This window comes from Streptomyces sp. NPDC002958 (assembly GCF_055563255.1).
Genome location: NZ_JBVHDS010000022.1, coordinates 86,141 through 99,869, shown reverse-complemented (window position 1 = coordinate 99,869; position 13,729 = coordinate 86,141). Strand labels below are relative to the sequence as shown.

Here is a 13,729-nt window from a genome sequence, read left to right as displayed (position 1 = left end):
CAGTCCACACAACTCACGATGATCAACGGTGGCCGCACCCATGCCCACACCGGCCCTACCAGCAAGATCACGATCTACGGCTGGAGTACTAGCCAGCAGAGCCCTGCCGAGCGGGCATGAAATCAGCCGGTTCAGCCGTAACCGGGATGCCAATCCAGCTGTTGGATGGAATCCAGATCGCCGCGAACCAACATGCCTATCACCTTGAGCATTTCTGCGCGCGGGACGTCACGAATGTGGCGGGGCCGCACATCACTGTCATCTAGATTTTCGAGTACCAGAGTTCCGTCTTGAAACGCTGAAACATTCCAGGAGGAATCATCGTCCGTGACCGCCACGTCTGGATGTTCCTCATCGACTGGCTCGTCGAGCTCGGCGACGAGGGCTGCAAGGTCGGCCTCAGTGCCGCCCTCCATGCCTCCATCGCGATGCGTTAGCGTGATCGACACTTTCTGCTCACCTCCTGTTACGTGGGGCGCCGTTCGGAACCGCCCACTCCGCATAGCCACCGGCCCCGCCGGGGTGCAGCAGATGCTGCCACAGCGACCCAGGATCATGCTGGGAGCGCGGTACAAGGCGCATTACACCCTGCCGCCCGCCGGCGTTGGAGGCCGGCTCATGCTGCCAAGTCCAACCGGCCGGGGTTCGCCTACCTCCCCGCGAGGAAACCGCACTCCCGATACCAGGAATGAGCTGATCCATCGATTGAGCGAAGCCCGCGTCCGACTGAAGCGCCGCATCAAGCGCCTCGTTCGCCCGCCTAAAATGCGTGCTGCGAGATCGACCGAAATCGGCGGCATTCAGCGTCATCTCGAAGGCAACCGAATAGGCCTGAGGGCCACCTCCACAAGCGCACGCATCACCAGCCGAGTTCACACCAGAGTTGCAGTTGTGAACTAGTACCGGCGCAGCCCCCGCCAGCACATAGTACGTGTGGAGGTCGTTGACCGTGAGGTTGTGGACCTTCGCGTGCCCCACTGTCCAACGGTCGACTGCCGTGATCTGGATGTAGGTGCCTGCGCTCGTGCGGAGCCATTCGCCGGCCGTGAGGTCGGTGGCGTCGATCCACTTGCCCAGCGCCTGAACCCAGAATGGGTGGCCGTCCGTTGCTGTGACTGAGGAGGTCTTGCTTCCCTTCTCGCCATCCGTGTCGATCGTGACCTTGACCAGGTGCTTGACGCCTTCGCCGACGATCTCGGCCGTGACGGTCTCGACGCTCGTCTCGCCCGTTTCCGGGTCTGTCGCGACGACCTTGTCGCCGTTCTTGACCTTTTCGATTGGCTTTGTCGATCCGTCCGCCATCACCACCTGGGTGCCGGGAACGAAACTGTTGCTTTCGTCCTCGCAGCTCTTCTTGGCGTTACTGCTGACCGATTTCCGCTCCTTCTGGGCAGCGCTCTTGACTTTCTCGTTCGTCTTGGCTGCTGCTTTTTTGGACTTCTGGGCGACGTTTCCGGTCTTCTCCGCTGCCTTTTTCGCTGCTCTGGTGGCTGCCTGCTGTGCTTTCTTCTTCGCTTGCTGTGCGGCCTTCTTGGCCGCTGCCTTGGCTGCTGCGGCAGCGCGCTTGGCCGCTTCGCGGGCTGCCTTGGCGGCTGCGATGATCTTGCGGGCCTTCTCCTGGGCCTTGCGCCAGGCGCTGATCGCGCTGAACGTCTTCTCGACCGCGCGCCAGATCTTCTTGCCCTTGCTGAAGACCGACGTCCACGGGATCGCGTCGATGATCAGCGAACCGCAGGCCCACATGTCGCCGCGCGAGAAGTAGCTCACGACATCGTTCCAGCCGACGAACTCCTTGAAGACCGCCCAGCCGACGTTGAGGATGATGTCGGACATCGACGTGTTCAGCTGCTGGTTGGCCCACGCCTCCTCCGCGGTCTCGGCCGTGCCGCCACCGCCGCCAAAGCCTCTGCCTCCGCTGCCGTCGTCCGACATCAGACCGCTCGGGTCGGCGAAGGTGACCGGGTTGTTCTCGCAGTAGACGTACCCGTTCATCTGGACCGGGTCGGCCAGGTCCAGCACGGGGTCGGCCGAGATGAACCGGCCCGTCTCCGGGTCGTACTCGCGGGCGCCCAGGTGCACGAGCCCGCTGGAGTTGTCATCGGTGCCTCCGATGTACCCCTTATGGGACTGCCAGTTGGCGCTCTCCTTGCGAGCGACACCGAACGGATCGGTCTTCTCGAACTTCACCGCGTTGCCCGCGGCCAGCTTGACGTCGGCGTAGGCAGTGCCGTTCTGGTCGGTGACCTGCATCGACAACTGGTCGGCGCCGCCGCCCTGCTTGAAGCGCATCACCACCGGGCCGCCGGCCTGCTGGTAGTAACGCTCGGTGTAGGCAGGCGTCCCGTCGACGTTGACCGAGACGGTGGTGTCCCCGAGGTACAGCGTCCGGGTGCTCGCGGTGAGCGCCATCAGCCGCTCACCGGAAGGCCCGTAGACGTACGTGGTCTCGTCCGCGGGGGCCCACGACTGGGCTGCCCCGCTCGCGTCACACGTACCGAGCTGAAGGTCCGTGCCCGAGGCCGTGTTGGCACCCGGGACCACCAGGCACTTGCCCGAGGCGACGTGCTTGAGTTTGTGACCGGCCTCGACCGCGGTCCACTGCTGGTCCGCGGCCCCGGTGCAGTCCGCGATCACGACCGCTGTTCCGTCGGCGGTCGCGCCGTCCTTCGGCACGACACACCGGCCGAGGACCTTCAACGTGCCCTTGGACGAATCGGTGGGTGTGGCACCCTCGATCCTCAACTGCTGGGCGCGGGTGCCGTTGCAGGCGTAGAGCTGGAGCGCGGTGCCCGCGACCGTTGAACCGGACGAGAGGTCGAGGCACTTGCCGGAGAGACCGATCCAGGCCCCCGCGCCGCTCTCGCCGAAGCCGGTGACCGACTCCAGCTTGCCGTCCCAGGTCCAGGTGAGGCCCTGTTCGTCGCCGCCGTCGGTTCGGGTCTCGGTGTTTCCGGCCTTGTCGTACGTCCGGGTCGAGGCCTTGGTGACCTTGGCACCCGCGTCCGTCAGGTAGGTGGACGATATCCCGGTCAGGGTGTGCGGCTGGGTGCCGTCCGCCTTGCCGTAGGTGTACGAGGTGGTGGCGTCCTTGGCCGGGTCGAGGACCGTGGTCGGGCTGCCTGCGGCGCCGAGGTAGTGGTCGACCTCGGTCTTGCGGTTGCCCATCGCGTCGTACGTGTACGACTTGTGGTACCCGTCGCCCGCGGCACCGATCGTCGGCGCGCTCGGCGTCCCGTCGGCCTGCACCGCGCACTCCGTGTCCGACGCCGTCCACGCCTCCGTCAGCTGACCGATGGGGTCGTAGCTGAAGCACTGGCGGTCGGTGACCGAGTCGACCTCGTCCTCGATCTTCGTGACGTTGCCAGCCGGGTCGTACGCGTAGGAACGCATGTTGACGCGGTTGCCGAGCACCGCCGAGGTGTCGCTGGTGGACTCGCGGTCGGTGTACGTCTTCGTCAGCTCACCGGTGCGCTCGTCGTACAGGTTGGTCGTCCAGACCCGGTTGGGATTCTCACCCGTGACGGCCCGGAGCACCTGGCCGTACACGCTGTAGTCGGTGTCCGCGTTGTACCAGTCAAGACCGGACGTCGAGACCGGCAGACCGTCCTCGTTGTACCGGGTGACGATCTTCTCCGGGGACAGTCCGCCCGCCGCCGGAAGGGACGCCGTCCTCAGCTGGCCGCTCTCGCTGTACTCGTAGGCGTAGGCGTACGTCTCCTGCAGCCCGTACTGCGCCGCGATCGTCGCGGGCAGCGTCAGCTTGGTCCCGGTCGGCTGGTACTCGGGGGTGTAGCCGGTGATCGTATCGGTGTACGGCAGCCCGTCCGTGTAGCGGGTGGACGAGGACGGCAGCCCGAGACCGCCGATGACCTGGTCGTAGACGGACGAGGCCAGTAGTTCACCGGTGGACGAGTCGCGTCGCTGCTCGGTCGCGCGGCCGAGTTCGTCGTACGCGGTCCAGATCGTGTTCTGCTTGCTGTCGGTGACCGTTTCGGGCCGGCCGAGCACGTCGTACGTGGTGCTGCTCGTGCCGGTGTCCGGATCGGTGGAGGTCAGCTGCCGGCCGAGCGCGTCGTAGGTCCAGGACCAGACGTTCTTGGACGAGTCCTCCGCCTTGACCTGGTCGCCCCGCGCGTCGAAGGAGTAGGTGGTCGAGCGGAACGCGGTGCGTGCCGCGTCCGTGAAGGTGTCGACCCGGACGGTCCGCCCCTGCGCGTCGCTCCAGCTGCGCTGGGCGGCGCCGCCGGAGACGTGACCGGCGACGGGGTGGCCGACCTTTACCTCCTGGACGCCACCGGTGACCTGCGGCTGTACCCGGCGACCACCACCGGTGACATCCACGTGTCGCTCCAGGCGGCCCACCGGGACGGTGTGAGCCTGGAAGCCGACCTCGACGAGGACGGCATCTCCGACGGCGGCGACTACTGGCTCGACCAGGCCGGGAAGCCGTCGCTGATCACGCACAACGGTGACTTCCTGCCCGGCGACGGCATCCAGGACCTGGTCGCCCGGACCGGCGACGGCAAGCTCTACATCTACCGGGGCGACGGCTACGGCAGTGTCGACGTCGAGCAGCGCACCGAGGTGTGGCTGCCGTCGAACGCCCCCAGTCCGTCGACGTTCACCCAGATCCTCGCGACCGGCGACATCACCGGCGACGGCCGCCCGGAGCTCTTCGCGACCTCGGGCGACGCCCTGTGGGTCTTCTCCGGGTACACCGGCGGCACCTTCCAGACCGCGACGCCGCTCTCCTTGTCGGCCTGGGCGGTCCGTGACCTGGTCAAACGTGGGCGACTACAACGGCGACGGCTCAGTGGACCTGGTGTATCGGACGTTCGTGTCCAACCGGCTGCTGCTGCGCCTCGGCAAGCCCGACGCGGGCGGCGGCACCAGCCTGACCTCCCTCGCCAGCGCGGCGAACTCCCTGACCGGGGTCGACGCCGAGTTCGGTACGGGCTGGAGCCTGGCGAGCATCCCGGTGATGACCGGCACCCCGGACGTCTCCGGTGACGGCATCCCCGACATCTGGGCGCTCATGGCCGACGGCAGCGTGCGCTTCTACAAGGCGACGGCCACCTGGGCCGGCAGCGCGACCACCGTCATCAGCGGCGGCTGGGAGAACAAAATGGCGCTCGGCTGATGCGGCCCCGCTCCAACCACCGGGCACGTTCGAGGGACAAGACGATGAAGCAGTACGCACGCGGCGCGGGCAGAAGCATCAGGGACGTCCGCCCCCGTCCCGCCGCACGCAGGGTCACGGCCGCCGTGCTGTCGGCTGCCGCAGTGGTCCTTGCGACGGCGTGCTCCGTGGCGGGGGGCGGTGGGGCGGGCTCGACAACGTACGGCCTGCAGCGCGGGGCGGCCGCCAGTCCGACCGCCATCGGGCCGGCCGGACTGGTCGGTAAAGCGCTGAAGAACGGCAGCGTCCCCGGGACGACGGTCACCACCCCGACGGGGAAGGAAGCCCCGAAGGCCGACGACGTCGAGGCGGACCAGGCATGCCGACCGCTCGCCCGCGCGGTGGCCGGCACGGCGCTCGGCGGCCCCGAGGACACCGTGGTGCGCCAAGTCTCCGGCGATGGCCTGGCGACCACTGTGACGCTCGCCTCGTACAAGGAGGAGGAGGGTGCCGTCGACGCTCTGGTGGGGCTCTCCACCGCCGCCGACTCCTGTGGGCAGGGCTTCACCATGAAGGTCGCGGGCAAGGAGCGGCAGGTGACGGGCGCGGTGCGGGAGTTGGCGCCCCAAGGGGCGGACCAGGCGATGGGGTTCGGAGTGACCCTGCGGACGGGCGGGAGCGAGTCCGCCCAGAAGGTGATCGTGATGCGCCGGGGGGCCACGGTCTCCCTCTTCACCACCACCACTGCCGGAGCGGCCGCGTCCCCGAAGGACCTGGCCGTGCCGCCCGCGGTCGTGGACGCGCAGTTCGCCGCCCTCTCCTGAGCTTGTGCCCGGCTCACGTGCTGCCCTGCTTCACCCTTGACGGCACCGACCACCCCACTGTGACCCCCGGACTGGGAAGACGTACGGGACGGGACGGGGAATGAGGGCGTCCGCTCCCGCGTTGTGCACGGGAGTGGAGGGTGGCTCCGCGCTGCCCGAGCCGTTCGTACGAGAACACGGAGAGAAGAAGAGACATGCGCGTCGAGATCTGGAGCGACATCGCCTGCCCCTGGTGCTACGTAGGGAAGGCCCGCTTCGAGAAGGGCCTGGCGGGGTTCGCCCACCGCGACGAGGTCGAGGTCGTGCACCGGTCCTTCGAGCTCGACCCCACGCATGCCAAGGGTGACACCGTGCAGGTGATCGACATGCTGGCGCAGAAGTACGGGCGCACCCGCGAAGAGGCGCAGGCCATGGAGTTGAACGTCGCGGCCAACGCGCAGGCCGAAGGGCTCGGCTACCTCGCCGAGGGCCGCGACCACGGCAACACCTTCGACATCCACCGGCTGCTCCACCTGGCCAAGGCCCGCGGTCGCCAGGACGAGCTGCTGGGCCTCGCCTACCGGGCGAACTTCGCCGAGGAGCGTTCCGTCTTCGACGGTGACGTGCTCGTCGAGCTGGCCGTCGAGGCCGGGCTCGACGCCGACGAGGCGCGCGCCGTTCTCGCCGATCCGGAGGCGTACGCGGCCGAGGTGCGGGCCGATGAGCGCGAGGCGTCCGAGCTGGGGGCCAACGCGGTGCCGTTCTTCGTATTCGACCGGCGGTACGGGATCTCCGGTGGCCAGCCCGCCGAGGTCTTCGCCCAGGCGCTCGAACAGGCATGGAAGGACCGGCCGCTGACCGTGATCGGCGGGGACGCCGCGGCGTGCGGCGCCGACGGCGCCTGCGAGGTCCCGCAGGCGGGCGGTGACGCCTGAGCCCGCAGGCGGGCGGTATCGCCTGAGCCCGCAAGCTGGCGGTATCGCCTGACGCCCCGCTCAGCTGCATGCATAAGTGTTGCTTGGGTGTGCCTCTTGGCTTTTATTAATTGACGATAAGTCAAGGGGGCTCCAGGCTGAGCGCATGGAGACCACTTCGCTCGGCCGTACGGTGCACGACGAGTTCGCGCCGGAGACCACCTACCTCAACACCTCCACCTGCGGGCTGCTGCCCCGACGCACCGTGGACGCGGTCAAGGCGCTCGCCGAGGCGCTCGCCACAGGCCGCAGGGCCGGCTCCGGCGACTTCGAAGCGGTGGAGGCGGCCCGGGCCGGCTTCGCCCGCCTCGCCGGAATCGACGCCGACCGGGTCGCCACGGGCAGCTCGGTCTCCGTGCACGTCGGGCTGATCGCGGCCTCGCTGCCGCCGGGAGCCGAAGTCGTGGCGCCCGAGGGGGAGTTCAGCTCCGTCGTCAGTGCGTTCGCGGTCCGTGGTGACCTCAAGGTGCGGTATGTCCCGCTGGATCGGCTGGCCGATGCGGTACGGCCCGGCACCGCGCTCGTCGCCTTCTCCTCCGTGCAGTCCGCCGACGGCCGGATCGCCGATCTCGAAGCGGTGCGCGCGGCGGCGGCCGCCCATGGCGCCCGGACGCTGCTCGACGCCAGCCAGTCGGCCGGCTGGCTGCCGCTGGACGCCGGGGCGTACGACTACACCGTCTCCGGTGGCTTCAAATTCCTGCTCTGCCCGCGCGGTGCGTCGTTCCTCACCGTCACCGAGGAGGCGCAGCGCACCCTGCCGACCGTCTTCGCCACGTGGGTCGCGTCCGACGAGCCCTGGAACAGCACGTACGGCCCGGTCGAGCGGTTCTCTTCGACGGCCCGTCGCTATGACGAACCGCCGGCCTTCCTCTCGTACCACGGCGCCGAGCACTCCCTCGCCTTGTTGGGCGAGATCGGCGTCGACGCCGTCCACGCCCACGCCACCGGGCTCGCCGCCCGCATGCGGGCGGGGCTGGCCGGGCTGGGATACGAGGCGGTGCCGGGGGATTCGGCGATCGTGGCCGTGCCCGGACTCGGCGGGCGGGAGCCGGAGCTGGCGCGGGCCGGGGTGATGGTCTCGAACCGGGCCGGGAGTCTGCGCGCGGCCTTCCACCTGTACAACACGGAGGCCGATGTGGACCGGGCCCTGGACGTGCTCTCCGGCTGAACCCGCCCGGATGCCGAGGGAGCAGCGGCGCTCGGGGCAGGCCGCGTCCTGGCGCCCGGCCGCGCCCCGGCAGCCCGTTCCGGCCGGTGCGGTGCGCGTGGTCCGTCGCGACGACTGACGGGTGAGACCTCGTTCAGGAGATTCTGCTGAACAGTCAGGGCCGGGCGTCTTTGAAGAGGTTCCGCACGTCCTCCTGCAGGCTCATGATGTCGGACATGCTCCAGAAGCCCTCGCCCGGCCGAGGATCCTCACCGCGCGGCGGGTGGGGCTGTCGTATCTCGATCCAGTATCTGGTGGGCGGGGTCGGGCATATAGGTCAGACCGACGACACCGAAGCGGGCACGACCCCGCTCGGCGGCCGCGGCCCGGTCCGACAGATCGGCCCAGGTGGGCGGACGGGTGAAGGAACCGGCATAGAACTCGATCACGGGGAACTCATTGGCGCCGTGCATCTCGAGCACGAAAGCGGCGTGGAAGCGGCCGGAGAGCTCGAAGGAGATCACGTCACCGGGCCGCAGGGACGACAGCGTCCGGGGCCGGCGCGGTCGGCGCGTCAGCGGAACCGGTGCCGACTGCAGCAGCTTCTTGATCTCCGCGGACTGCCGTTCGAAGGCATCGGAGAGCACGACGTCACGGTTGAGTGCATCCACCGCCCTCAAGGCGTTGGCCGTGGTGTCGGCATCCTGGAACCCGTACTTGTGCAGCAGCGTGGCGAGCGCGACCCGGGTGACGTTCTTCGTCGCCGGGCCGATGTCCTCGGCATCGAGCAGACACTGCCACCGGCTCAGGACCGGAGGCATCACCGCCTGCTCGACATCGGAGTGCGAGCTGCCCGGGTAGCACATCCGGTGCCCCACCCAGCGCGCCAGTTCCTCGTCCATCGCCTGGACAAGTCCCCGAGCTGCCAGTTTCTCCAGGATCTGTTGATGCTTCACGCGTTGATTCTTGCAGCAGCCCCAGGGGTGCCCGCCTGTTCGGGTCGCTGCCCGGTGGTCGCTACTTCCGGCCAGACTCGTCCAGCGGCGCACTGTGCCACTTCCACGAGGTGACACGCGGGTGACCGGGCAGTTCGCCGCGGCCGGTGGCCCAGAGCAGGACGGCCCACCGGTCGGCGTCCTTCGGGGCGTCCGGGAACAGCCGGGCCAGTACCCGGTCGCAGAGGCCGGCGGGCGGGGTCCAGGGGACGTCCAGGCTCGCGGCGAGGTCATGCGTGTGCACCAGGGTCTCCACGATGCCCATGGCGGCGAAGCCCTCCGGGTCGGACACCCCGTAGGAGTGGTACGAGCGGACCTCGGGCGAGACCGTCCGTACCATCGCCGCGAGCAGTGCGCCGCTCGCCTCCAGCGTCTGGAGCAGCCCGGCGGGTCCGGCCGACCGGTCCGCGAAGATCGCGTTCGCCGGACCGTCTTTGTACTCGGCGCTCCAGCGGTAGGGGACATACGTGTCCAACGGCGGTTGCTGCGGGCCCAGCTGGGCGGCGTAGGAGAAGAGATCATCGCTCAGATGCTCCGTGGTCTCCCAGCAGTTCCATTCCAACGACCCGGCCGGTACCAGCCAGTTGTCCGCCGGGGACTCCCGGAGCGCGGCGACCGCCAGACGGACCGCGGTGGTCACATCGTCCGCCGTGACCGGCAGCCGGGTTCCGGTCAGCGCGGCCCGTTCCACCGCGCTGCACTCGACGCAGAACTCATTGCCCTCCGGATCGGCGAGCGTCACCCAGCCCCGTCCGTTCGGCCTGCGGTGGTCGGCCACGAGGGTGGCGCCCAGGCCGAGCAGCCGCTCCACCTCCTCGTCGCGGGTACGGTCCTGCGGCTGGATGTCGAGGTGCAGACGGTTCTTGGTGCTCTTCGGCTCCGGTACCGAGATGAACAGCAGCGCGGCACCGGGGGCCTCGACCAGTGCCTCGGGATCGCCGGGGGCGTCCTCGTCGGAGAGCGGGGCGCCGAGCACTCCAGCCCAAAAACTGCCGAGATTGTAGGCGTCGGCGCAGTCGATCGTGATGTGACGTACCAGTGAAGTCATGGCCCCCATCGTCGCCGCTGACGCCTGTCGCGGTCCACCGCCTTTAGAGCGGGGGTGGGGCAACGAACGCCGCCCCACGCCCCGCCCGGTTCAGTTCGCCTGCACGTCACTTCACCGGTGTGAAGTCCCGCGCCCCGATGAACTCCGGACGCCGCGCCGGAGCTGCGAACGGCTCCTCGGCGGCGTTCTCCACGCTATTGAAGACGATGAAGACATTGCTGCGCGGGTACGGGGTGATGTTGTCCCCCGAGCCGTGCATGCAGTTGCAGTCGAACCAGGTCGCCGAACCCGCCTTGCCCGTGAAGAGCTTGATGCCGTGCCGGTCGGCCAGCTTCGTCAGCGCCTCGTCGGACGGGGTGCCGGCGTCCTGCATCTTCAGGGACTTCTTGTAGTTGTCCTGCGGTGTCTCGCCCGCACAGCCGAGGAACGACGTGTGCGAACCGGGCATGATCATCAGCCCGCCGTTGGTGTCGCGGTTCTCGGTCAGCGCGATCGACACGGACACCGCCCGCATGATCGGCAGGCCGTCCTCGGCGTGCCAGGTCTCGAAGTCCGAATGCCAGTAGAACCCCGAAGCGCCGAAGCCCGGCTTGACATTGATCCGGGACTGGTGGACGTACACATCCGAACCGAGGATCTGACGGGCCCGGCCCACCACACGCTCGTCGCTGACCAGCCGGGCGAAGACCTCGCTGATCCGGTGGACCTCGAAGACCGACCGTACCTTCTGCGATTTCGGCTCGATGATCGAGCGCTCGTCGGCCCGCACCGCCGGATCGGTGATCAGCCGGTCCAGTTCGGTGCGGTAGACGGCGACCTCGTCCGGTGTGATCAGCTGGTCCACGCCGAGGAAGCCGTCGCGCTCGAAGCCCTGCAGATCCTTCACGGCGACCGGCCCCGGGGCCCCGGGCGGGGACCAGATGACCGGGTCGTGACGGGGCGTGATCACCTCGGCTGCGCCGCGTGTGGGGTACAGATCCCTACGTACACCGGTGGTCATGGTTCAGCCCTCCTCGGTCGGGAGGGCGTCCCCCCAGGCATCCAGCTCCGGGGGAGGGTAGACACCGTTCTCGTCGTGCTCCTCCCGTCCGGTGACCGCAGGGTTGAAGACGCAGACACAGCGGAAGTCGGTCTTCGGCCGCATGGTGTGGTGCTCATGGCCGTTCAGCAGGTACATCGTGCCGGGCGTGATCCAGTGCTTCTCGCCGGTCTCGTCATTGGTGAGCTCGGCCTCTCCCTCGACGCACAGGACGGCCTCGATGTGGTTCGCGTACCACATCGATGTCTCGGTACCCGCGTACATCGTGGTCTCGTGGAGCGAGAAACCAACCTTCTCCTGTGCGAGCACGATGCGCTTGCTCTCCCAGGTGCCGGAAGCGGCCTTCACATGCCTGTCGGTGTTCTCGATGTCACTGAACGATCGAACGATCACGGTGGGTCGGTGCCTTTCTCTCTGCGGCGGTGTTTCTCGTCGGACCCGCGTCGGGGGCAGGTCCGGGATCAGGCGGTCTCGCGGACCGCGCGGGCCAGTGTCCGCAGGCCCTCGTCCAGCTCCTCGGGGGTGACGGTCAGCGGCGGCAGCAGCTTCACGACCTCGCTCTGCGGACCGGAAGTCTCGACGAGGAGGCCCAGCTCGAAGGCGTGGGCGCAGACCGCCGTGGCACGCGACTTGTCGGTGAACTCCATGCCCCAGACCAGGCCGCGGCCCCGGAACTGCGCACCGAGTCGGGCATGTTCGTCACAGATCGCAAGGAGTGCCTGCTCGATCTGCTCGCCCCGGGCCAGGGTCTGCTTCTCCGTCTGTCCGTCCGCCCAGTAGGCGTCCAGTGCGGCGGCGGCCGTGACGAACGCCGGGTTGTTGCCGCGGAAGGTGCCGTTGTGCTCGCCCGGCCCCCAGATGTCCAGCTCCGGTGTGAACAGGCAGAGCGACATGGGCAGTCCGTAGCCGCTGATGGACTTGGACAGGGTGACGATGTCGGGGGTGATGCCGGCCTCCTCGAACGAGAAGAACGCCCCCGTGCGTCCGCAGCCCATCTGGATGTCGTCGACGATCAGGAGCATGTCGCGGCGGTGGCACAGGTCGGACAGCGCCCGCAGCCACTCGGGGCGCGCCACATTGATGCCGCCCTCGCCCTGCACCGTCTCGACGATCACGGCGGCGGGCTGGTTGAGACCGGAGCCCTGGTCCTCCAGGAGCCGCTCGAACCAGAGGAAGTCGGGTACCCGGCCGTCGAGGTAGTTGTCGAACGGCATCGGGGTGCCGTGCACCAGCGGGATACCGGCCCCGGCCCGCTTGAAGGCATTGCCGGTGACGGCGAGCGAGCCCAGCGACATGCCGTGGAAGGCGTTGGTGAACGAGACGATCGACTCGCGCCCCTTCACCTTACGAGCCAGCTTCAGCGCCGCCTCGACCGCGTTGGTGCCGGTCGGGCCGGGGAACATCACCTTGTACGGGAGATCACGCGGGCGCAGCACGTTGTTCTGGAAGGACTCCAGGAAGGAGCGTTTCGCGGTGGTGGCCATGTCGAGGCCGTGGGTGATGCCGTCGCGTTCGATGTAGTCGATCAACGCGCGTTTCAGCACAGGGTTGTTGTGCCCGTAGTTGAGAGATCCGGCGCCGGCGAAGAAGTCGAGGTAGGTGTGGCCGTCCTCGTCGGTCAGATGGGCGCCCTGCGCATGGTCGAACACTGCGGGCCAACTGCGGCAGTAGCTTCGTACCTCCGACTCCAGGGTCTCGAAGACACTCAGCGCGGGCGGGGTGATGGTCACAGGGAATCTCCTGCTTGAGGGGGTGTGACGGGCGGCGGTGTGCTCAGGTGCGGAACGGGCCGAGGCGCTCGGACGTGGAACGGGCCGAGGTGCTCGGACGTGGAACAGGCCGATGCGCTCAGGCGTGGAACGGGCCGATGCGCTCAGGCGTGGAACGGGCCGATGCGCTCAGGCGTGGAACGGGCCGATGCGGTACAGCACTTCCGGCAGATGCGTTCCCTCGGGAAACAGCTCGCCGTGGAAGAGCACTTCACGCTCCAGGGCCACGTCGTGGCGCAGCGCGTAAGAGGTGAACAGCCGGTCCGACGCGGTGTTGTCCGGGGTGACAGTTGTCTCGACCGAGGCCAGGCACTGCGAGGCCGCGACCCGCGAGGTCAGCGCGTCCAGCAGCTTTCCCGCCAGTCCGGTCCCGCGGTGGCCGCGGTCGACGGCCACCTGCCAGACGACGAGTGTCTCGGGGCGGTCCGGCCGGAGGTATCCCGTCACGAAGGCAACGGGCCCGCCGCTCTCGTCGCGGGCGACCACGGAGGTGGCTGCGAAGTCACGGCACCACAGCAGATAGCTGTACGAGGAGTTGAGGTCCAGGACCTCGGAGTCGCGGGCGATGCGCCAGATCGCGGCTCCGTCCTCCACTCGTGGGGTGTCGATGGTGAGGAATTCGCTTCGGGCACTTGCAAAATCTGCGGGTGCGGCGGTCATGCGAATTGAATTTACCCAGCAAATTCTGAAATTGCATCGACGAAAGGGGTTGGGTGGATTGATCCTTTGTGTTATCGCGCGGGTGCGTGCACCGGCGCGACCCGGCCGCGCTTTCTTCCGTTTTGGGTGCCATTTATCCGGCATAACGGTCGCGATGTGGAGTCGGTCACAAGGT

13 protein-coding genes and 1 pseudogene are annotated in these 13,729 nt (G+C 68.2%); 5 read left to right on the top strand and 9 right to left on the bottom strand.

Features of this window, described 5'->3' with window-relative positions; all coding sequences use genetic code 11:
- Nucleotides 1-131: 131 nt before the first annotated feature.
- Both ACZ3IC_RS27675 and ACZ3IC_RS27670 read right to left on the bottom strand, forming a co-directional pair.
- The gene (locus ACZ3IC_RS27675) at nt 132-449 is read right to left on the bottom strand and encodes a hypothetical protein (RefSeq protein WP_467420389.1); all 318 of its coding nucleotides are present in this window, start codon (nt 447-449) and stop codon (nt 132-134) included.
- 7 nt (nt 450-456) lie between these two features.
- Complete coding sequence (locus ACZ3IC_RS27670) at nt 457-4,464, bottom strand: polymorphic toxin-type HINT domain-containing protein (protein WP_467420388.1); 4,008 nt, start codon at nt 4,462-4,464, stop codon at nt 457-459.
- Between ACZ3IC_RS27670 and ACZ3IC_RS27665 the strand changes: the two are divergent.
- Nucleotides 4,372-4,617: pseudogene (locus tag ACZ3IC_RS27665) on the top strand (hypothetical protein); the annotation flags it as partial. The gene ACZ3IC_RS27670 and the pseudogene ACZ3IC_RS27665 overlap by 93 nt on opposite strands.
- On the opposite strand, the gene ACZ3IC_RS27660 reads toward ACZ3IC_RS27665, so the two are convergent.
- Nucleotides 4,551-4,784 carry a hypothetical protein gene (locus ACZ3IC_RS27660; protein ID WP_467420405.1) on the bottom strand — a complete coding sequence of 78 codons (234 nt, stop codon included), beginning with the start codon at nt 4,782-4,784 and terminating at the stop codon, nt 4,551-4,553. The pseudogene ACZ3IC_RS27665 and the gene ACZ3IC_RS27660 sit on opposite strands and share 67 nt — an antisense overlap.
- A gap of 2 nt (nt 4,785-4,786) precedes the next feature.
- On the opposite strand from ACZ3IC_RS27660, the gene ACZ3IC_RS27655 reads away from it, so the two are divergent.
- The 4 genes from ACZ3IC_RS27655 (at nt 4,787) to ACZ3IC_RS27640 (ending at nt 8,064) form a co-directional block, all read left to right on the top strand.
- On the top strand, nt 4,787-5,140 hold the full coding sequence (locus ACZ3IC_RS27655; RefSeq protein ID WP_467420403.1) for a hypothetical protein: 354 nt from the start codon (nt 4,787-4,789) through the stop codon (nt 5,138-5,140).
- A 44-nt stretch (nt 5,141-5,184) separates the two neighbouring features.
- A complete protein-coding gene (locus ACZ3IC_RS27650; RefSeq protein ID WP_467420386.1) occupies nt 5,185-5,943 on the top strand; it encodes a hypothetical protein in 759 nt (252 codons plus the stop codon).
- A gap of 194 nt (nt 5,944-6,137) precedes the next feature.
- Entirely contained in the window at nt 6,138-6,857 is a 720-nt protein-coding gene (locus tag ACZ3IC_RS27645; protein WP_467420384.1) for a DsbA family oxidoreductase, read from the top strand.
- A gap of 145 nt (nt 6,858-7,002) precedes the next feature.
- Nucleotides 7,003-8,064 carry an aminotransferase class V-fold PLP-dependent enzyme gene (locus tag ACZ3IC_RS27640; protein ID WP_467420382.1) on the top strand — a complete coding sequence of 354 codons (1,062 nt, stop codon included), beginning with the start codon at nt 7,003-7,005 and terminating at the stop codon, nt 8,062-8,064.
- A 248-nt stretch (nt 8,065-8,312) separates the two neighbouring features.
- Here ACZ3IC_RS27640 and ACZ3IC_RS27635 read toward each other — a convergent pair whose 3' ends face one another.
- The 6 genes from ACZ3IC_RS27635 to ectA all read right to left on the bottom strand — a co-directional run bounded on the left by ACZ3IC_RS27635 (nt 8,313) and on the right by ectA (nt 13,554).
- Nucleotides 8,313-8,999: a hypothetical protein gene (locus ACZ3IC_RS27635; RefSeq protein WP_467420380.1), complete on the bottom strand. Its 687-nt coding sequence runs from the start codon at nt 8,997-8,999 to the stop codon at nt 8,313-8,315.
- Between the two features lie 61 nt (nt 9,000-9,060).
- The gene (locus ACZ3IC_RS27630) at nt 9,061-10,086 is read right to left on the bottom strand and encodes a VOC family protein (protein ID WP_467420379.1); all 1,026 of its coding nucleotides are present in this window, start codon (nt 10,084-10,086) and stop codon (nt 9,061-9,063) included.
- A 106-nt stretch (nt 10,087-10,192) separates the two neighbouring features.
- The gene (gene thpD / locus ACZ3IC_RS27625; protein WP_467420377.1) at nt 10,193-11,086 is read right to left on the bottom strand and encodes an ectoine hydroxylase; all 894 of its coding nucleotides are present in this window, start codon (nt 11,084-11,086) and stop codon (nt 10,193-10,195) included.
- Nucleotides 11,087-11,089: 3 nt separating this feature from the next.
- Nucleotides 11,090-11,518 (bottom strand): ectoine synthase, encoded by a 429-nt coding sequence (locus tag ACZ3IC_RS27620; protein WP_467420376.1) that lies wholly within the window; start codon nt 11,516-11,518, stop codon nt 11,090-11,092.
- A 68-nt stretch (nt 11,519-11,586) separates the two neighbouring features.
- The gene (gene ectB, locus ACZ3IC_RS27615; RefSeq protein WP_467420373.1) at nt 11,587-12,855 is read right to left on the bottom strand and encodes a diaminobutyrate--2-oxoglutarate transaminase; all 1,269 of its coding nucleotides are present in this window, start codon (nt 12,853-12,855) and stop codon (nt 11,587-11,589) included.
- Nucleotides 12,856-13,023: 168 nt separating this feature from the next.
- Nucleotides 13,024-13,554 carry a diaminobutyrate acetyltransferase gene (gene ectA, locus ACZ3IC_RS27610; RefSeq protein ID WP_467420371.1) on the bottom strand — a complete coding sequence of 177 codons (531 nt, stop codon included), beginning with the start codon at nt 13,552-13,554 and terminating at the stop codon, nt 13,024-13,026.
- Between the last annotated feature and the right edge of the window lie 175 nt (nt 13,555-13,729).

Bases quoted from the DNA above. Each gene is read 5' to 3' on its own strand.
- thpD (WP_467420377.1), bottom strand. From the start codon at position 11,086: ATGACCACCGGTGTACGTAGGGATCTGTACCCCACACGCGGCGCAGCC.
- ectA (WP_467420371.1), bottom strand. From the start codon at position 13,554: ATGACCGCCGCACCCGCAGATTTTGCAAGTGCCCGAAGCGAATTCCTC.
- ACZ3IC_RS27650 (WP_467420386.1), top strand. From the start codon at position 5,185: ATGAAGCAGTACGCACGCGGCGCGGGCAGAAGCATCAGGGACGTCCGC.
- ACZ3IC_RS27630 (WP_467420379.1), bottom strand. From the start codon at position 10,086: ATGACTTCACTGGTACGTCACATCACGATCGACTGCGCCGACGCCTAC.
- ACZ3IC_RS27645 (WP_467420384.1), top strand. From the start codon at position 6,138: ATGCGCGTCGAGATCTGGAGCGACATCGCCTGCCCCTGGTGCTACGTA.
- ACZ3IC_RS27640 (WP_467420382.1), top strand. From the start codon at position 7,003: ATGGAGACCACTTCGCTCGGCCGTACGGTGCACGACGAGTTCGCGCCG.